The 17,881-nt window shown below is 63.6% G+C and carries 19 protein-coding genes and 1 riboswitch; all 19 genes read right to left on the reverse strand.

Annotation, left to right across the window (positions count from 1 at the left end):
* Positions 1 to 7: 7 nt before the first annotated feature.
* Complete coding sequence (locus BUB04_RS07315) at positions 8 to 373, reverse strand: hypothetical protein (RefSeq protein ID WP_073038341.1); 366 nt, start codon at positions 371 to 373, stop codon at positions 8 to 10.
* Between the two features lie 41 nt (positions 374 to 414).
* Positions 415 to 1,041, reverse strand: coding sequence for an FmdE family protein (locus BUB04_RS07320; RefSeq protein ID WP_073038342.1), 627 nt, complete (start codon positions 1,039 to 1,041; stop codon positions 415 to 417).
* 17 nt (positions 1,042 to 1,058) lie between these two features.
* Positions 1,059 to 1,667 (reverse strand): flavin reductase family protein, encoded by a 609-nt coding sequence (locus BUB04_RS07325; protein ID WP_073038343.1) that lies wholly within the window; start codon positions 1,665 to 1,667, stop codon positions 1,059 to 1,061.
* 20 nt (positions 1,668 to 1,687) lie between these two features.
* The gene (locus BUB04_RS07330) at positions 1,688 to 3,850 is read right to left on the reverse strand and encodes a TonB-dependent receptor (RefSeq protein WP_178371935.1); all 2,163 of its coding nucleotides are present in this window, start codon (positions 3,848 to 3,850) and stop codon (positions 1,688 to 1,690) included.
* Between the two features lie 150 nt (positions 3,851 to 4,000).
* Complete coding sequence (locus BUB04_RS07335; RefSeq protein WP_073038345.1) at positions 4,001 to 5,089, reverse strand: ABC transporter substrate-binding protein; 1,089 nt, start codon at positions 5,087 to 5,089, stop codon at positions 4,001 to 4,003.
* A 523-nt stretch (positions 5,090 to 5,612) separates the two neighbouring features.
* Complete coding sequence (locus BUB04_RS07340) at positions 5,613 to 6,365, reverse strand: ABC transporter ATP-binding protein (RefSeq protein WP_073038346.1); 753 nt, start codon at positions 6,363 to 6,365, stop codon at positions 5,613 to 5,615.
* A complete protein-coding gene (locus BUB04_RS07345) occupies positions 6,362 to 7,375 on the reverse strand; it encodes a FecCD family ABC transporter permease (protein WP_073038347.1) in 1,014 nt (337 codons plus the stop codon). Before BUB04_RS07345 ends, BUB04_RS07340 begins: the two co-directional genes overlap by 4 nt.
* A 246-nt stretch (positions 7,376 to 7,621) precedes the next feature.
* Positions 7,622 to 7,810, reverse strand: coding sequence for a CooT family nickel-binding protein (locus BUB04_RS07350; protein WP_073038348.1), 189 nt, complete (start codon positions 7,808 to 7,810; stop codon positions 7,622 to 7,624).
* Between the two features lie 73 nt (positions 7,811 to 7,883).
* Positions 7,884 to 8,102 (reverse strand): type II toxin-antitoxin system HicB family antitoxin, encoded by a 219-nt coding sequence (locus BUB04_RS07355; RefSeq protein ID WP_073038349.1) that lies wholly within the window; start codon positions 8,100 to 8,102, stop codon positions 7,884 to 7,886.
* A 3-nt stretch (positions 8,103 to 8,105) separates the two neighbouring features.
* On the reverse strand, positions 8,106 to 8,291 hold the full coding sequence (locus BUB04_RS20270; protein ID WP_353743179.1) for a type II toxin-antitoxin system HicA family toxin: 186 nt from the start codon (positions 8,289 to 8,291) through the stop codon (positions 8,106 to 8,108).
* Positions 8,292 to 8,609: 318 nt separating this feature from the next.
* Positions 8,610 to 9,032, reverse strand: a complete 423-nt coding sequence (locus tag BUB04_RS07365; RefSeq protein WP_073038351.1) for a DUF3842 family protein — start codon at positions 9,030 to 9,032, stop codon at positions 8,610 to 8,612.
* 88 nt (positions 9,033 to 9,120) lie between these two features.
* A complete protein-coding gene (locus BUB04_RS07370; RefSeq protein WP_073038352.1) occupies positions 9,121 to 9,960 on the reverse strand; it encodes an energy transducer TonB in 840 nt (279 codons plus the stop codon).
* Entirely contained in the window at positions 9,957 to 10,376 is a 420-nt protein-coding gene (locus BUB04_RS07375) for an ExbD/TolR family protein (RefSeq protein ID WP_073038353.1), read from the reverse strand. The genes BUB04_RS07370 and BUB04_RS07375 overlap by 4 nt, the downstream gene beginning before the upstream one ends.
* A gap of 5 nt (positions 10,377 to 10,381) precedes the next feature.
* Complete coding sequence (locus BUB04_RS07380; RefSeq protein ID WP_073038354.1) at positions 10,382 to 10,996, reverse strand: MotA/TolQ/ExbB proton channel family protein; 615 nt, start codon at positions 10,994 to 10,996, stop codon at positions 10,382 to 10,384.
* Positions 10,993 to 11,862 (reverse strand): hypothetical protein, encoded by an 870-nt coding sequence (locus BUB04_RS07385; RefSeq protein WP_073038355.1) that lies wholly within the window; start codon positions 11,860 to 11,862, stop codon positions 10,993 to 10,995. The genes BUB04_RS07380 and BUB04_RS07385 overlap by 4 nt, the downstream gene beginning before the upstream one ends.
* A 262-nt stretch (positions 11,863 to 12,124) precedes the next feature.
* Positions 12,125 to 12,925, reverse strand: a complete 801-nt coding sequence (locus tag BUB04_RS07390; RefSeq protein WP_073038356.1) for an ABC transporter ATP-binding protein — start codon at positions 12,923 to 12,925, stop codon at positions 12,125 to 12,127.
* Positions 12,922 to 13,962: a FecCD family ABC transporter permease gene (locus BUB04_RS07395; protein WP_084076286.1), complete on the reverse strand. Its 1,041-nt coding sequence runs from the start codon at positions 13,960 to 13,962 to the stop codon at positions 12,922 to 12,924. The genes BUB04_RS07390 and BUB04_RS07395 overlap by 4 nt, the downstream gene beginning before the upstream one ends.
* Entirely contained in the window at positions 13,949 to 14,887 is a 939-nt protein-coding gene (locus tag BUB04_RS07400; RefSeq protein WP_178371936.1) for an ABC transporter substrate-binding protein, read from the reverse strand. The genes BUB04_RS07395 and BUB04_RS07400 overlap by 14 nt, the downstream gene beginning before the upstream one ends.
* Positions 14,888 to 15,434: 547 nt before the next feature.
* Positions 15,435 to 17,420 carry a TonB-dependent receptor plug domain-containing protein gene (locus BUB04_RS07405; protein ID WP_178371937.1) on the reverse strand — a complete coding sequence of 662 codons (1,986 nt, stop codon included), beginning with the start codon at positions 17,418 to 17,420 and terminating at the stop codon, positions 15,435 to 15,437.
* 167 nt (positions 17,421 to 17,587) lie between these two features.
* Positions 17,588 to 17,775: riboswitch (cobalamin riboswitch) on the reverse strand.
* Positions 17,776 to 17,881: the final 106 nt, after the last annotated feature.

The raw sequence follows: 17,881 nt of genomic DNA on the forward strand, positions 1-17,881 counted from the left end.
ATCGGCCTCACCATGATCTGATCACCACCCGATCGCCCCGTTTCTCCCCCCGAACCTTTTCCATGTACCTCAGCACCGCCAGTTCCCGCTCCAAGTCCTTCAGGCGCGGTTCGCCTCCCAGGAGCTTGTGCAACTCCCGGGGCTCAACGCCACCGGTTTCCTTCAAGATCCCAAGGATTCTTTCCTGCAGGGGAGTCAACGCCGCGTTCCCGCCCGCGCGGGCTTCACAGGACTTTGCCGTGTACACGGCCCACGGATCACATCCCTTGGGAGGGGAAAGGGCGTCCATGTGGCAATCCTCGCAGAGGATCCGACCCAGATGTTCCTTTTCTTCCCCGGGCTCGATCGGGGTGTTGCACTGATCGCACCTCATGGTTCCTCCTTCCCGCCCGGGCAGAATCTTTCCGGGCGCAGCTAGAGCTCTGCAAAACTCATATCGACGGCTTTACACCCACGGCAGACTCTTTGCCCCTTGTATGTCTCCAGCTTGGATCGCATGGTGGGCTCACCGCACCGGGCGCACGGCTCCGAAGGCTCGATGGCGGCCCTGGCCGGAAGCACCATCTGGACCGGCTCGACGGCGAAAAGTTCCTCCTCCGGCATTTCCAGCAATTCCCGGCTTCGCCGCAGATGAAGCTCCCCGAATTCCTTTGCCTCCCGGTCATCGGCCGCGCCGTCCGCGACCTTTTGCAGAAGGGCCATATGCCTCTTGTCGGGAGCGAAGACGCCGGCGCGCAGGGCCACCCGCACCCCCCGCCCGGTTCCCCTGCTGAGGAGCGTCAGGGCCATCTTGCCGTAGTCCTTGAAGATGAAGTTGCCCTTGCCGAAGGTGCATCCCGTCAGGACCTGGACGGCATCGGCCGAGCAGGCGTCCGTTTCCACGATGGCCACCAGTTCTTCGTCTTCGGCCCGGATCTCTTTGAGCCTTTCCATGGCCACCTTGGCCGCCCTGTAGCCCATGGAAAGACCCGGGCACACGTGACCGTGAAAGGCCACGCACCGCCTGAACTCATCGCTCGCAAGAATCTGCTCCGCGTTCATGGAGACTCCTTTTCTTACTATTCCGCGTATTTGCCCGCCAGGGGATCCTTGCCGTTGGGAAACATGGCCCCGAAGGGGTGGAACTCCCCGATGTCCGTCAGGGTGCAAAAATGCATTCCATTCCTGCTTCCCGTCATCATCAGGGGTCGAGCCTTGGCCACATCCAGTTCGCCCGTCGCATTGAGCACCTCGTCGGCCACTTCCAGGCGCAACACCTTGCCGACGATCAGCACAAAACCCGGCTCCGCATATTCCTTGAACAACGCGCATTCCATCCAGGCATAGCTTCCGGCGATCCCGGGAGCCCGAATAGTCTCGGAGCGTTTTTCCTCCAGTCCCGCCACCTGGAACTCATCCACCTCGGGAGGCGCGTACCTGGCGGTGGGTACGATCTTGTCGGAAAATCCCACACCGACCATGTTCACCACGAACTCCTTGGTTTCCCGGATATTGACCAGGGTGTCCCGCCGTGCGGCGGAGACCAGGCAGATGAGGTCCAGAGGCCGGAGGATCGGCATGATGCAGGAATAGGGGGCGATGTTCCGCACACCGTCCCGGCTCAGGGTCGAAATGAGGGCCACGGGAAGCGGCATGATGCCTTCCCGCATAAAGGGTTTCAGGATCATGGTGCGTCCTCCTCGGGAATTCAGAAGGTGACCTCCAGGGCGGCAAAGAAGGTCTGCCCCGGGGCCTCGAAGTTCAGGTCCTCTTCGTAGGTCTCGTCCAGAAGGTTTTCCACGCCCACGGTGAGAAAGCCTTTCCACCGGGTTTTGACCAGGGGCAGGCGGGCCAGCAGATCCACCACGGCGAAGGCGTCCATCTTCCGGAGCGTGACCGCGCTTCCCACCGGGGCTCCGTCGGGGGAGCCGGTTTCCGGGGAGTCGGGATCCCCCAGGTACGGCACCTGCCGGTCGTCCACCCAGCGAACGGTCGCCTTGGCCAGGAGGCCGCTGTCCCATTGGGCCTTGACCCCCAGGTTCACCTTCCAGTCGGGAAGCTCGGAAAGCTCGTCGGTGAGCGCGTTGGAAGCGTCCAGCACATCCCCCTCCTTTTCCGTGGTCTGCCAGGCCACGTTGGCGAAAACGGAAACCGGCCCCCAGATCCGGCTCTCTCCTTCCACTTCCACGCCCTGCAGGGTCACCCGATCCACGTTGTAAACCACGCGGCTGGGGGCATAGCCGAAGATCCAGCGGATGTAGTCGTCCACGCGATAGTGGTAGCCGGTCAGGGAGACGGTGGTTCGGGGAAGGCCGGTGAAGCGCACGCCGCCTTCCAGTTGCACGGCGTCCTCATAGGTGAGGGGCTTTCGGACCACATCGGAATTGGGATCCACTTCGGGCCGGTAGCCCCCGTAATACCAGTAGAAGGCCGGGTTGTCGGGAAACCGGGTGGCCCGGGCCACGTGCCCGAAAAGGGTGAGGTGTTTCACCGGCCCCAGGGTGAAGCCGAACTTGGGAAGAAAGGTCTCCTCGTCGAAGCGGGCCGTGGCGGTCTCGAAGCCCAGGGGCCGTCCCGCGGCGTTGTAAGCCGTCACCCGATCCACCGACCGGTCCCCCAAATAGTCTTCGTAGCGAAGCCCGGCATAGAGGGTGAACCAGTCCAGAACCCGCCACGTGTCGTCCACATACAAGCCGTGATAGCGCGTGGCGTCCCACTCGTCGCTTCCGTCGGAGGGCGCCCGGGTGAAGTAGCCCTCCCGGATGAAGGTGTTTTCCGTTCCGCCGTATCCCTGGTAGTTGGCGTCGGCCCCGAAGCCGATCCGGTGAGACCCCCACGTTTTCCCCAGGCGGGCCACCCAGCCCCAGCTTCGATCGGGCACGGCTTCCCGCTCCAGGACCTTGACCCCCTGTTCGTAGGAGTAGATGTGGTCCGTGCGGTCTTCATTGTTGAAGTACAGCTTCCATTCGGTGTCGAAACCGGCCACGGTCTTCTTGACGCTCAGATCCAGTTCCGTTCGCTCCTTGTGGTAATAGCTGTCGTCGCCGTGGGTGTCTCCGGAAGGAAAGGAGATGCCGGGACCGATGAGATAACTCCCCGCGCTTTCGGGATAATGGGAATCGTAGCCGGCCCGGTCCTTGTCGTTTTCCACGGGCATGAAGAAATCACCCTCCGTGTATCGGGCGCTCAGGCGCACCTGCCCGTCTTCGCCCCAAAACCAGTAGAAGTCCCCGGCGAAATGGCTCCGCTCCGCCCGGCTGTTCCGCAGATTTCCGTCCGTTTCCACGTACCCGGCACCGAGGCGCGCGCCCACCGGTCCGGCCCGGCCGGAAACGGATCCGCTCGTGGAATAGGTGTCGTAGCGCTTCACGCCCCCTTCCAAAGATACGGTCCATTGCTCGGGCGGTGCCACGGGCACCAGGTTGAGGGTCCCTCCCAGGGTGTTGCCGTACTTAGCGCTGAACGCCCCTTTGCCGATCTCCACCGCCTGCCAGTCTTCGGCGGCCAGGGCGCTCCAGTCCACGAACTGCCCGCCCATGACCCCCGTGCCGTTGAGGGGGCGGCCGTCCAGCAGGATGAGGGAGCGCCTTTCATCCAGGCCGCGGATCCGCACCTGGCTGCTCTTGGGCGTGAGCACGCCCCGGTGCTGAATATCCAGCCCCGCTTCCTTGCTCAAGGCATCGGGGACCGTCGCCGCCACGGGCTTTCGATCTTCCACCAGATCCACCCGGGTGACGTTCTGCTCCGCCGCCACCCCGCCTTCGGCCGTCACCGTGATGGGTTCGAGCTTCACGGGCTCGTCGGCCCAGGCCCCGGCCCCCCACAACACAACGGACAGCACCGTCATCAGCCATCGTTTCCTTCGCCCCATCTTCCGCACCTCCTGTCGAAAATCCTCGCATCCGGTCCCATGAGCTTCATGCAATCCGAGGTCTGCCGGGCTTCGCCCGGATCCGACGGTGCGGCTTCGTGCCGTCCGGTGGTGTCTTCGTGACGCTTCCCTTCCGGGACGCTCTTCCATTCAAAAACGGATCTCGGCTCCCGGCACCCCGAAATCCTTCGCCATCTCCCCGTACACGGGGCTCCCCACAAAAAAGGAAAAGATTTCGTCCGCCTTTCGGGCAAGGTCCACGTCGGTGAAACGATCCGGGTAGAGGACCTTGCCCACCGCGTAGGCGTCCACCAGGGCCGTTTCCACGTTGGTGGTGTAGAAATTGAAAGGAAAAAGCCGGTAGACCTTCCGGTTCTTGAAGGCGCGAAGGGTTTGGTAGAACGCGGGGTGCCTGGCCAAGTCGGCCCGCACCAGTTCCAGTCCGCCCCCGTCCAGAAAGAGGACGTCGGGGTCCAGTTCCAGGAGCTTTTCCCGGTCGAGAAAGACGTGGGTGCCCAGACGGGAGGGCACTTCCCGGGCGGCGTTGCGGGTGTGAGTCCAAGCAAAGGGCACGTAGTCCAGTTCCGTGCTCAAGATACCTTGGCCGCCCCGGTAGCCGATCCCACCCACGTAGGCGCTCGGGCGCCGCTCTTCGGCAACGGTGCGGGTCCTTCGGTCCAGGTCGGATCGGAGGGCGTGGACGTAGGCCTCCACCTGCCGGGCCCGCGCTTCACGGCCCAGGATCGCCCCGGCGAGCCGGAGAGAATCCAAAACCGCCTCGTCAAAGGACGCAAACCGCCCGTAGCTCAGAATCACCACGGGGATGTCCAGCGCGGCTTGCACGCGGTCGGCCAGATCGGCGTCCATGTAGGTGATGAAGACCACCTGGGGCCGCACCGCCAGAACCCGCTCCATGTCCGGCTTCTTGTTGATACTGGCCGGCCCGCCGGGCCCCACCGTGGGGAGCTTTTCCAGCTTTCCTCCATGGGCCAGCCAGTAGGGACGTCCCCGGGGATTTCGTTTTTCCATCTCTTCCACGCCCGCCACCAGGTCCTGGGCCTGGAGGTACACGATGAGCCGGAGCGTTCCCGGCCCCAGGCAGACGACCCGATCAGGCCGGTACGGAACGCGCACCAGCCGGCCCGCCGTATCGGTCACGGACAGGAGCTCGGCCGCTCCGCTGCTTGAACTGAACAAGAGAATGGCGAACATCCACAGCCCGACCAAACGTCCTTTCATGTCCATCTCCCGGTTTGATTGAAAGTCGGGGCCCGAGGTTCTCTCCTCCCGTAGGAGCGGCCTTGGCCACAATCCAGGTCGCCGGCAAGCCGGCTCCTACAGAGGGAGCTTGTTCGAGAACAGGTTTCCTTCAGCAACCGACAAGGGATCCTTCTTTTTTCGTAGCCGCGGGGCTTCAGCCCCGCGGAAAGGGGCCACCATAACCCCATCAATTGACACAGATGATCCGCGATGACCCATCCAGCGTCCGGGGACTCCTCCGCAGCCCTAAAGGGCTGCGCTACGAGAGAACCGGTCATCCCTCGCGTTCTTGGAAAGGCCCGGAGCGGACCCATCCATGGGGCGACGTCATCTCCATGAACCCTGGCATGGACCCAACTCAGACATTTCTTTCACATTGCCGGGTCCTGACGGGCGGGCCTAAAGCCCGCCCCTGCAAAGGCCGACCGATAGCGGGCAGGGGCGGGGTGATCCACGCCCCCCATGCGCGCCGACGGGCACACCCGGCGAAGAACCGCTTCGGTCAGCGCGGGATCACCACCCAACGGCCGTGGATCCGTTCGATGACGGCGTCCACTCCGTACACGTCCCGGATGAGAGCGGGCGTCACCTCCGAAGGCTCCACGGCCCCGTGGATCCTCCCCCCCTTGAGGAACAAGAGGCGATCGCAGTACCTCAGGGCCAGGTTCAGGTCGTGGATGGCCGTTACGGCCGCCAGACCCTCCCTGTGAACCACCCTTCGGATGGCCTCCATCATGCCCAGTTGGTTCTTGAGATCCAGATGGTTCGTGGGCTCGTCCAGGAGCAGCACCCGGGGGGCCTGGGCCAGAGCCCGGGCCAGAATCACCTTCTGGGCCTCCCCGCCACTCAGGGCGCTCAAGGGTCGATGCGCCAGCTCCGCCAGCCCCATCTCCTCCAGGATCCTCTCCACCCGCACCAGGTCTTCCTTCGACGGACCCCATCGGCAGTGAGGCAACCGCCCGAGGAGCACCACGTCGAAGACCGTGAGGTCCGTACCGTGCCCCTGTTGGGGAACGGACGCACAGCGCCGGGCCACCTCCTTGCGGCCCAGGAGCTCCACATCTTCACCGTCCAGGAACACCGTTCCCACGCGGGGCCGCAGGAGGCCGTTGAGACACCGGAGCAGCGTGGATTTCCCCGCTCCGTTGGTCCCGCACACGGCCACGCATTGTCCGGGATCCACCCGGAACCGAACGCCGCGCAAGACATCGTGGCTGTTGTAGCTGAACTGGATGTCCAGAACCGAAACGATCACGATCTCCCTCGCACCAGCAGGTAAAGAAAGAGGGGGGCTCCGAGAAAGGAGGTGACCACCCCCACGGGGAAGGAGCCGCTGCCGAGGATCAGGCGCGAAAAGGTGTCCGCCGAAAGCAGCAGCAAGGCCCCCAGAAGCCCCGACAGGGGTACCAGGAAGCGGTGGTCGGCTCCCACCAGGCGCCGCGCCGCGTGGGGGGCGATGAGCCCCACGAAAGCGATGACGCCGTGAAAGGCGGTGGCCAGGGCCGAGACCAGAGCGGCCAGCACCAGCCCCTGCCAACGCAGCCGCTCCACCGAAACCCCCAGGGTCTTGGCCGATTCGACGCCGGTGTCCAGGGCGTTCAGGTGCCATCGCCAAGACGCCCCGGCCAGGCCCAAGGCCGCAGTGGCCCCCGCCACCATGGCGATCTCCCGCCAGCCGGACCGGGCCACATCACCGAAACTCCACACCACGGCCATGGCCAGCCGGGTCTCGTCGGCCAGGTACTGCAGAAGGACCGTCGCCGCCCCGAAGAGCGACGAAAGGGCGACACCGGCCAGGATGATCGCTTCGGGTGTCAGATTGCGGAGCCTGCCCAGACCCACGATGAGAACCGTGGCCCCCAGGGCTCCCGCAAAGGCGAATACCGTCACGGACAGGACCCGCCCGCCCCAGGCGATGATGGCCAGCGACGCCCCGAAGGCCGCCCCCTGGCTGATGCCCAACGTGGAGGGCGAACCCAGGGGATTGCGCAGGAGGCTCTGAATGAGCAGCCCCGAAAGCCCCAGCCCGCCCCCCACGGCCAGGGCGGCGGCGATGCGCGGAAGCCGGATGTTCCAGAGAACCACGGAACCCACTCCGTCGCTTTGTCCCAAGAGGCTCGAAAGGAGCTTGGCCAAGGGGAGCCGATAGGAACCGAAGCCCAGGGCGAAAAGCGCCAGCAACAGGATGAGTACCGTCATGGAAAGAAAAAAACGCTGCTTCTTCCGGCTCCGTTCCAGAAATCCTTCCGCCGGACCCTTGGACATGGATGGCCCCTCCTTCCCAAAAAAAGAGCCACGAAAGCGCTTCTTTCCCTTCCGGGAAAGCTCAGCCTTCGTGGCTCTCTCGTGGTCCGCAAACGTTTCCGTGGGACAGCCGACGCGTCAGCCTCCATTCGCCCGGCTTCTGCCGTCGTTTCCCGTTACGGGCTGGGCGTCGTTTTCTGTACCGGCCGCGCGCCTGTCAGGGCGGCGCGACGTGAAAGGCCGGTTCTTCACAAGTCATCGCGAAGTTCACTGTTCGAAAAGGATCTTATGGTCCACCAGGTTCATCTGCTTGATGCGCCCCTTGATGGTCTTTCGATCCCCGAAGATCCCCACCAGGCGCCAGGTATCTTCCGATTCGGGCTCGATGATGTCCACCGACTCCATGATCAGCTCTTCCTCACCGTTTCGCACCAAATACGCATTGGCTTCACACATCCTGGATCACCTCCCTAACGGTCCCATTCATCTTGTCGTTCACCGCCCTCACATGCCGAATGGCGGTTAACGGCTAGGCTGTTTGGTAGATCACGGGCTTGTATCGCGGGGGAGGAATGGGCCCACCTTCTTCCCGCGCAACCGCAAGCCAGGCTTCTTTCGCTTTCAGGACTTCCCGAAGGGCTTCTTCCGGCGTGGCGCCGAACGCCGAACAGAATTCCAAATCAGGAATATCGGCAATGTAGCCCCCATCTTCGTCGCTGTAGAAAAGGTTGATGTGATAATCTCTCATGCCTCAATCCCGAACTTGCAGACCATATTTCTCAATCAGCCTTAACAGCTGTCGTACTTGATAAGGTTTAGCCTTACCATCTACATTTTGGATATTCAGAATCTCCGGAACATCAGGGTGAACATAGATGTGGGGATTTCCCTTGACCCGAGCCAACTTAAAACCTAATGCCTCAAGGCAAGACTGCACTTCCAAGAACCGAACATTTTTTGACCCTCTCAGCAGCCTGCCCAGAAGTTTTTGTTTTCCCCTAATCTGAGCGATTTTTTCTTCGGGTGTCTCTTACACCGCGTGATTAGCGGGCGGGGATAAACCCCGCCCCTGCCCAATGGGTCCGGGGCTTTTTGTAGGGGCGGGCTTTACGCCCGCCCTTCAGGACCTGTCCATGAGAAAGAACCGTCCAATTCAGGTTTCCCATTTCATGAGCTCTCGTAGCCAGTCGGGCACCTTACCACTCTACCTTAGCCTCCAAGAGCCCTATCGGAAAGCGTTGGTGGCAGTCGGGTCTCACACATCCTGGATCACTTCCTTGATCTTGCCTTGCACGGCCGCCTGCACCAGGTGGGGCAAGGGCTCCTTGACCACCCCCACGACTTCCACGTTTTCCTGGGAAAGGGGGATGAGCACCTTGAGGGCGGAGCTGGAGGCGATGGCTTCCGCTATGCTGGGCGTCACCTCCCCCAGCATGCTGTTGGCCCAGGTCACGGCAATGGGCCCCACGATACAGTGGGCTGTTCGCACGGTCCAGCAGATGGCGCTTTCCCCCGTGGCCCCCCGGTTGGCTCCCGCCTTGAGCATCTGGGACGTGGCGATGGCATTGGTTCCCAGGGCCACGATCTCCACCGATTCCCCGAAGGCCTCCTTCAGGTACTTGATGAGGGTGGCACCGATGCCCCCTCCCTGGCCGTCGATCACACAGATTCGTTTCATAAGGTTTCTCTATCGCCTTCTTCCGCCGCCGCTACCGGCCGCGCGGTTTTTTGGCTAACCAACGCCTTATCATGATACCTTACGTGACTCACGTCAACTCAAAGACAACCCCGATTTCCACTTCCAAGGCCCGGTCCGACACCTGCCGGGGAAAGCCGGGGAACGGAGCCGCCCGGCGAACGGCCTCCAGGGCCGCCCGATCCAGCACGGAAACCCCCGAGCTCTCCACCACTTTCAACCCGTCGGCGGACCCGTCCGGGCGGATGGCGAATCGGACCGTCACCCGGCCTTCCAGCTGGCGGCGCCTCGCCGCGGCCGGATAGTGCTTGTGGCGGGCGATACGGCGGCGCACCTCCGCCAAGAAACGCTGCAGGGCGTCCCCCGGATTTCCCCGGACCGCCTCGGAAGGCACCCCCTGTGGATCCCCGGCAGCCACCCGGGGAGCGGGATTCGTGGAAGCCACCAAGGGGGCCGTTTCCACCTCCCGTGCTGCCGGCTTCGGATCCGGAACCTCCATCGGGACCGTCCGGCGGTTCACTTGGGGACGCGGGCGCGGGGCCACCTCCGGGACTACGGTGGGCCGAAGGCTTTCCACGGTTCGGATCGGCTTCGGCGGTTCCGGAGGCTCTGGGACCCTGGCCACCGCGGGCTGGACCTCCGGCACGGGCAAGGGCCGTACGGGCTCCTGCCGACGCACACCCATGGGCGGCGGTCCGGGCTCTACCTTCGGCTCCGCCGGCGCGGTCCATTCCAGCTCGATGATCTGTAGCGGCTCCCGCTGCAGGTGTCGGGAAACCACCGCCAGAGCCCAGCCATGGACCAAAAGGGATACCGCCAGAAAGGACCAGAGCAGCCTGTTGATGCGGCTCCGGCCGCCTTCCGCCGCCCGTTCTCCGCCCCTTTCGGTGCCCATGCGCTGCGGCTTCATGGCATTCCTCTTTCGGCCCTTTCGGTGGCCAGACGCAGCCGGGACGCTCCCGCCTCCTTGATCACGTCCATCACCTGCACCACCCGGTCCAGCACCAGGGAGCGATCCGCCTTGACCATCACCACCGTTTCCGGATCGGAAGCCAATCGCTCTTCCACGGCCTGAAACAGCTCCCCGAGGGCCACCGGATGCCCCCCCACGTGGACGGCTCCGTCCGAATCCACGAGAACCGTCATTTCCTCCACTTCCCTGGGCGCAGCGGAAGTGGCCCGGGGCAGGTTCACCTGGATCCCCTCGTCGGCCAGAAAGTTGGTGGTCAACAGGAAATAGATCAACAGGAGAAACACGATGTCGATGAGCGCCGTGAGGGGCGCCTGGGGCGTGTAACGGGGTCTTTTCCTGGGATGGACCAACATGGCGCCTAATCCCCCGACGAAACGGCCAGGCTCTTGAGGTATCGCACGGCTCCCCGCTGAAGCCGCGCTTCATAGCGATCCACCTGGCTCGCGAGATAGCTGTGGGCGACGATCACGGGCAGGGCCACCGAAAGGCCCAAGGCGGTGGTGAGCATGGCCTCCCAGATGCCTCCCGCCAGGATGGACGCATCCACCTTGCCCCCCAGTTCCTGAATGGCCATGAAGGCCTTGATCATCCCCAAGACCGTTCCCAAAAGCCCCAGGATGGGCGCAATGTTGCCGATGGTGGCCAACGCCTGAAGATACCTGGACAGATCCCGCACTTCCTCTTCGATTCCATGCACCAGGACCGTTTCCACCGTCTCCCGGTCCGCCCCGGCCACTTCCAGAGCCTGAGCCAGAACCCGGCCCATGGGGGAACGGCTTCCCTCGGCGGTCCGGCGTGCTTCCTCCCAGCGGCCTTCCCGAACCAGGATCACCACCCGTTCCGCCACGTTCCGGCCCCGGCGGCGCAGCACCGCAAAGCGCACGGTGCGCTCCAGAAAAATGGCCAGGGCCAGCACGGAACAGAGCACAATGGGAATGACCAGCACGCCCCCTCTGGCCAGAAAATCGATCACGAGCCGTTCTCCTTCCTGTCGATATCCACCGCGCCGTCGTAATCCACATCCCGCCGGACACGGACTTCCTTGCCAACGCTGTCGTATTCCGTCCAGGCATCGGGCCGGCCATCTCCGTTTCGATCTTCGGCCAGGTACCGAAGCCGGCCAGCTTCATAGCGACCCCACAGGTCCATGCGGCCGTCCCCGTTCCGGTCCTCCAGGCAAGACGCGGGCCTCCCTTCCGGGTCGAAGGTCCAGACGGAGCGCACGCGCTTGCCCTGCGCATCCCCCTCCACCACCAGAAAGAGACGTCCCCGGGCGTCGTAGGATTCCGCTCGGTAGGGAGGATCCGCGCCGTGCACCTCCCGCTCCCTCAGGATCCCGTCCAGGTAAGTGCTCCGTTCTTCGAAGAATCCGTCCCCGTCTCCGTCCCGTTCTTCCACCAGGGGCCAAAAGGGATCGAGATAGCTTAGGATCCGGTCGAACCGCCCGTCCCCGTCGGTGTCTTCATAGTCGCGAAGACGCCGGTCTCCCTGAAAGTCCACGGCGCGCTCCGCCCTTCCGTCCCCGTCGTCATCCATCTCCGCCCGAACCCGGACACCCTGCTCATAGAGGAAACGGGTCTCCCGGCGGCGGTCTCCGTCCCCATCGGTTTCCAGCCGGACGAGCTCCCCGTTGCGGTAGTGCTGCACCGTTTCAAAAAACCCGTCGCCGTCCCCATCCACCTCCAGGCGTTGGACCGCGCCGCCATCGTCCAGACGCACGATTTGATCCACCTTCCCGTCGGCGTTGGTGTCCCGGCGCACCACCCGGGCCGCTTCCACCATCGGAACGAGGCACCCCAACCCCAGCACCACGGCGACCGCAATCGCGGAGAACCGCAAACGCCCCGCTCCCTTATCTCCCGGCGACTTCATCCTTTACCCACAAAAAAACCACGAGAGTCGATCCTCCGTTTCCAGAGCTTCGACCTTCGTGGTCCTCGATTTTCGGGCGGACACGGACGCCCTCGGCCTTCCGTGACGGGAAATGGATCGGCAACCCGGCGCCTTCGTGGCACCAGCCGACGACCCGTTTCTAGAACAACCCCCAGGGCCATGTCAAGCCGCATTCCTTCAATCCTTAATCCTCTGATCCTTCAATCCTTCAATCCTTCCCAAGGTATCGGCGCGGCACCGGGGTGATCCGAGGGAACCGCCCCAGGGGGCTTTCGTCCACCAGCACCACGCAGCCGTAGGCGGCTTCCAGGGCGTCGAAGGTGAGCACCTCCGCGGGCGGCCCCAGGCTCACCGACCGACCGTCTTTCAGCAAGAGAACCGTGTCCCCGTACATGGCCGCCAGGTTGATGTCGTGGGTGACCATGACGATGGTGATTTCCTTGTCGCCACGAAGCTCCTCCAGAAGATCCATGAGGTGCACCTGGTGCTTGAGATCCAGCGCCGCCGTGGGTTCGTCCAGCAGGAGGAGCCGGGGCTCCTGGCAAAGCGCCTGGGCCAGGAAGACCCGCTGGCGTTCCCCGCCGCTCAGCCGGTCCATGGGCCGCCCGGCCAGGTGGGCCACATGGGTCCGCTCCATGGCTTCCCGGGCCTTTTCCATGTCCGTGCGGCCTTCCAGTTGGAAGAGGCCCAGATGGGGGGATCGTCCCATGAGCACCACTTCCGCCACGGTGAAAGGGAAATCGAGGGGGACCGTCTGGGGCATGTAGGCCACGGTGTGGGAAAGGCGGCGCCGGCCGTAGGATTCAAGCGAGCGGCCGAAAAGGGAGATCCTTCCCCGGGACGGTCGCAGAAGTCCCGCCAGGGTCTTCAGGAGCGTGCTCTTGCCCGACCCGTTGGGACCGGCGATGATGAAGAACTCTCCCATCCGGACGGAAAAGGTGAGATTCCGGATCACCTCGTCCCGGTCGTAAGAGACGCTCACATCCTGGACGACCGCGGCTTCCTTCATCGGGCCGACCTTCTCAGAAGAGCGATGAAGAGCGGAGCTCCGATCATGGCCGTCACCACCCCGGCGGGCATTTCCCCCTGCCGGGGGATCCACCGGGCCAGGGCGTCGCAGACCACCAGGTAGGCCCCGCCGCCCAGAAGACAGGCGGGAACCAGCACCCGGTGGTCCGGCCCCAAAATGAGGCGCAGAAGATGCGGTACGGCCAGGCCCACAAACCCCAGCAGGCCGCTTCCGCACACGGCCGCACTCACCATCACGGACGTGACCACCAGGAGCCCCCAGCTCACGCGGCGCACGTGCACCCCCAGGCTTTCGGCCGCATCGCGGCCCAGGAGCAGCAGGTTCATGGGGCGGGCCAGGGCGAAAACAGCGGCGGCGCAGGGCAGGACGATGGCGGCCAGGCGCAGTCCCTGGTCGGGATCCGCCCGGGAAAGGTCCCCCATGAGCCAGAAAAGGATGTTGTGAAGGCGCGCGTCCTGGGTGGTGGAAACGAAAAAGAGGATGAGGGCCGAACAGAAGGCGTTCACCATGACTCCCGAAAGGAGCAGGGAATCCTTTCGGAGCACCGCCTTGCCGGACGCGAGCATCATGACCAGGACCAGCGCGCCCATGCTCCCCGCAAACGCCGTGAGACTCACGCCGGGAAACTGGGAAAGGCCCAGCAGGATGCCGATGATGGCCCCCACCGCCGCGCCGCCCGACGTGCCCAGGATGTAGGGTTCGGCCAGCGGATTTCGCAAAAGCGCCTGGAAGACCAGGCCGCCGAGAGAGAGGGCTCCGCCCACCTCCACGGCCAGAAGCACCCGGGGCCAGCGAAGCTGCCAGACGATGGTGTGAAGGGTGGGATCTCCGGTGTTTCGGAGCATGAGGACGTTCAGCAGGGATTGGAGGTCCGCCCCCGACGATCCCACCGCCAGGCCCAGCAACATGGCGGCCAGCAGGACGACCGTGAGCGAGACGGCGACGACCGCGACCCGGCCCAAAGTGACCGGCCGGGCCACCGCGTCCGCGTTCACCCGCACTTCAGGGGTTCCCATGAAAGACCTCCGGGTGGAGAAGTCGGGCCAGCACCTCCAAGCCGTCCACGAGCCGCGGCGTGGGCCGGTCGAAAAGGTTCGATTCCACCAGAAAGACCCGGCCGTTTTCCACGGCCGGAAGCCCCTGCCAGCGCATCCAGCCGGCTTGGATCTCCCGGTGGATTCGGCTGCGGTCCATGGAAGAGATGACAATCACCTCCGGTCGAAGGCCCAGGACCTGCTCGACGCTGAACCGGGGATAGGGATCCGGCCCTTCCGCCACGTTGATTCCGCCCGCGAGAGTGATGATCTCGTGCGCGAAGGTCTCCGTTCCCACGGAAACGATGGGGGACGTCCCGATCTGGAAAAAGACCCGGGGACGGCCGGAAACACCCGCCATCTTTTCTTCCACCGCCCGGATCCGGCGGCCCATGGATCCCACGATCTCCCGGGCTTGTTGTTCCCGGCCCAGGACCCGTCCCAAGGCCGTCATGGTGTCCATCACGTCTTTGAGATTCTTAGGATTGACGGCATAGACCGGGATTCCCAGCGCTTCCAAGCGTTCCACGGCTTCCCTGGGGTTTCCGTCCTTGACGGCGAGACACAGATCCGGCTTCAGGGCCACAATCCGTTCCAGGTCCGGATGGACGTAGGAACCCACCTTGGGTAGCTCCGCCGCCCGCGGCGGATAGTCGCTGTAGCGGCTCACACCCGCCAGACGGTCTCCCGCCCCCAGGGCGAAGACCATCTCGGTGAGGCTGGGAGCGAGACTCACCACACGGCGCGGATGATCGGGCACGGCGACGCGCCGGCCCACCAGGTCCACCACCTCCGCGGCCGCCGCCGGCCGGCCGGTGACCAGGCAGAGACCAAGGGCCGCCAGCACCGCCAACGCCCCCATCTTCGAGGCCCGAGCGAGGAAGAGTCCATCAGCGTTTTCAGTCATCCGCATCGATGCCTCGCCCTTTGTCCTGATGTCTTCCCGTCAGATACCGATCAAGCGGTCCGCTCGCACAAGGATCCAAAATTATGGCTCTTTCCCAATGCACCTCAACGCCCCATCCCCTCATTCAATTGCCTTTCGCCCCGGAGGTAACGGACACTCGCAGTCTCAAATCCTGTCCGAGAACGGGCTTCCGTCTGGAGCCCGCAAAAATCTACCCCAAATGGAGCGATTCGACCGCTGTATTCTACTTATCTCCGCGCGATTAGCGGGCGGGGATGAACCCCGCCCCTACTCAGCTGGTCCTTCTGCCTTTCCAGGGGCGGGCTTTGCGTCCGCCTGGCGGAACCTGGCGATGGGGACGAATCGGCGAATTTAGGCTGACCTCTTTCGTAGCCGCGGGGCTTCAGCCCCGCGAAAAAGGGGCCATCATAGGCCCAGGACATGATAGGCAACATCCAACGGCCCACCCGACGTCCGGGGATGTCTCCGCAGCTACGAGAAAAGGGCATCCCCGGCGCTTTCAGACAGGCTCCCACCACAAGCTCTCCTACAGCTTGAAAGACAGCCCCGCCATGAAGCTGGCTCCCGGCGCCGTAAATCCAAACGCCTCTTCATAGTCTTCGTCCAGAATGTTGGATCCCTTCACGAAGACCTCCATGTCCTTGATGGGAGCAGGCGCCGGCACTTGGTAGGACACGGTGGCGTCCAGCACGAAGTAGTCGTCCAGCTCCACTCTTTCCGCCACCCTCCAGTACACATCATCCCGCTCGCCCACATAAAGGCCCTTGACGAACGTCCGGAACCCACCCCAACGCCAGTCGATCCAGCCGGAAGCCGCATGGGACGGGCGGCGGATCAAGTCTTTTCCTTCCTTGAAGGCCACGGAGCCAAGACCCCCATCGTCGGTCACTTCGGTATCCAGAAATGTATAGGAACCGCCCAGTGTCACATTCTCCATGGCGCGCACCTTCACTGCCAGTTCGACTCCCCGGCTTTCCGCTTCCTGAACGTTGAAGAAGTTGGGAGTCCGAACCGGAGGTGCCGGATAGGGAGTGGGCACATAGGCGATGAGGTCCTTGTAACGGCTCTCGAAGTAGGTGAGCCCGATCGTCACCCGGTCCTCCCACAGGCGTTGGTCCACGCCCACTTCCCAGGAAACCGCCGTTTCCGGATCCAGGTCCTCATTTCCAAGGGTCCAGGCATCGTCGGCGAAGTTCTCATAGAACGTGGGTTCCTTGATACCCTTGCCCGCAGCGGCCCGCAGCTTCGTTCCCGTCTCGCGGATATCCACGGCAATCGACCCCCTGGGACTCACCTCGGTACCGAAGGCGCTGTTGTCTTCCACCCGAAAGCCTCCCACCAGGTGGACGCGATCGAAAAACGAGAGTTGCTCCTGGACGTAGAGGGCATCGTTGGTTCGATCGGCCGTCAGTTTCGTGGTCGCGAAGTCCGTGCTTTCCTGATGGTAGGTTTCCCGCTCGTATTCGTAGCCCAAAGTGAGAACGGACGAAACAGGATCCGCAGGAGAAAAAGTCAGATTGGCATGATAATCGAAAGTGGTTCTCGTCTCTTCATATTCCCCGTTCCATGCGTAGAAATCCGTTTCCGGATTGTAGGGGTCGTCGATCTCACGATCGTTCCGGTGATAGCCCACACTCGCCACGTTTTCCCACCACGACGTGGCCTGCACGCGGGTGGTGAGGCCCACGACGGTGTCCATTTCCCGCTCGTGTTGATCGGGATCCAGGGGGCTGTATTTGTCCCCGATGCTTTCCGTGGGGTATTCATAGCGGCTGTCGTTGAGGCGGCCGGTGAGGGTGATTTCCCAGTTGTCCTTCGGGAAGAGGTCGAACCGGGCGCTCAGGGTATTGTTCCAGTAGTCGTTGTTGATGTCCAGGGCGCCGCCATCGTCGATGCGACCGTAAGCCACGGAAAATCCCATCTGGTCGTTTCCGCCCGAGACACGCAGGTGCTGTTCGCCCAGGTAGTTGCCGTTTTCCGAACGGGCGCCGTGGGCCGTGGAGACCTCCACCGACGGCGGACCGTAGCCGGACTTGGTGAAGATCTGGATGACACCGCCGATGGCATCCGACCCGTAGAGGGCGCTCTGGGGGCCCCGAATGATCTCGATCCGTTCGATGTTGTCCGTGCTGAGTGTCTCCCAGTAGAAGTCGCCGCCGCCCAGGTTCACCTGCACCCCGTCGATGAGAACCATGGTGAAGTTGTTTTCACCGCCTCGGGGGAAAATCACGCTTTGCGCCCCCTGAGATCCCTGCCGGACCAGGGTGATTCCCGCCACGTCCCGCAGGAGCTCCGCCACGTCCGCCGCCTGACGGGCCTGGATCTCCTCTTCCGTGATGACGGTATGGGAGACGCCCACGGCCCCTTCCGGTGTCGGCGTCCGAGTGGCCGTCACCACCACATCACCCAGCGAAACGGCCTCCGCCTGATCCTGCGCCCCGGCGTTCACGGCCGCCGCCGTCCCCAGCAGGACCACCAGCAAACCCATGACCAGCCCCTTCTGCACCCGCATCTTTTTTCCTCCCTTGTTCCGGCTTGTCACGCCGCGCTTTTCCGGCGCCGGGGCCCGCCTTTTCGACGCTCGGACCAAAAAAATCCCGGGTTCCCCACGGAACCCGGGATCTCCCCTTTTCATCCCCATCCGTTTCGGCACCGCCGGCCCATACCTCGGGGCTTTCACGGCACCTCGCGTCGCAGGCAGGTTTTCTGACTCTCGGATCGTCCTACCGGCTGCGCCTTCCCACCGCAAACACTGCGGCAGTGGCATGCGAGCAGCTTTCGTCCCCGATCACAGCGGCGGGCCCGTTCCCGATTCCCACGGGATTCCCTCTTAGGCACCGAAGTGCACCTGCGACTTCCAACCCTCTAACAGGAGAGCATCTCCAAGTCAAGGGAGGCAGACCCTCAACGGGGCAGCGCACAAGTCCTCCGAGGAAAACCGTGTCGGCGGTCGTCTGTAGGGGCGAATGATGA

It is taken from the genome of Desulfacinum infernum DSM 9756 (assembly GCF_900129305.1).
Taxonomy (GTDB): domain Bacteria; phylum Desulfobacterota; class Syntrophobacteria; order Syntrophobacterales; family DSM-9756; genus Desulfacinum; species Desulfacinum infernum.

Coding starts and splice junctions, on each gene's coding strand:
- BUB04_RS07330 (WP_178371935.1), bottom strand. CDS start 3,850: ATGGGGCGAAGGAAACGATGGCTGATGACGGTGCTGTCCGTTGTGTTG.
- BUB04_RS07400 (WP_178371936.1), bottom strand. CDS start 14,887: ATGACTGAAAACGCTGATGGACTCTTCCTCGCTCGGGCCTCGAAGATG.
- BUB04_RS07335 (WP_073038345.1), bottom strand. CDS start 5,089: ATGAAAGGACGTTTGGTCGGGCTGTGGATGTTCGCCATTCTCTTGTTC.
- BUB04_RS07315 (WP_073038341.1), bottom strand. CDS start 373: ATGAGGTGCGATCAGTGCAACACCCCGATCGAGCCCGGGGAAGAAAAG.
- BUB04_RS07350 (WP_073038348.1), bottom strand. CDS start 7,810: ATGTGTGAAGCCAATGCGTATTTGGTGCGAAACGGTGAGGAAGAGCTG.
- BUB04_RS07345 (WP_073038347.1), bottom strand. CDS start 7,375: ATGTCCAAGGGTCCGGCGGAAGGATTTCTGGAACGGAGCCGGAAGAAG.
- BUB04_RS07375 (WP_073038353.1), bottom strand. CDS start 10,376: ATGTTGGTCCATCCCAGGAAAAGACCCCGTTACACGCCCCAGGCGCCC.
- BUB04_RS07405 (WP_178371937.1), bottom strand. CDS start 17,420: ATGCGGGTGCAGAAGGGGCTGGTCATGGGTTTGCTGGTGGTCCTGCTG.
- BUB04_RS07355 (WP_073038349.1), bottom strand. CDS start 8,102: ATGAGAGATTATCACATCAACCTTTTCTACAGCGACGAAGATGGGGGC.
- BUB04_RS07320 (WP_073038342.1), bottom strand. CDS start 1,041: ATGAACGCGGAGCAGATTCTTGCGAGCGATGAGTTCAGGCGGTGCGTG.
- BUB04_RS07325 (WP_073038343.1), bottom strand. CDS start 1,667: ATGATCCTGAAACCCTTTATGCGGGAAGGCATCATGCCGCTTCCCGTG.
- BUB04_RS07390 (WP_073038356.1), bottom strand. CDS start 12,925: ATGAAGGAAGCCGCGGTCGTCCAGGATGTGAGCGTCTCTTACGACCGG.
- BUB04_RS07370 (WP_073038352.1), bottom strand. CDS start 9,960: ATGAAGCCGCAGCGCATGGGCACCGAAAGGGGCGGAGAACGGGCGGCG.
- BUB04_RS07365 (WP_073038351.1), bottom strand. CDS start 9,032: ATGAAACGAATCTGTGTGATCGACGGCCAGGGAGGGGGCATCGGTGCC.
- BUB04_RS07395 (WP_084076286.1), bottom strand. CDS start 13,962: ATGGGAACCCCTGAAGTGCGGGTGAACGCGGACGCGGTGGCCCGGCCG.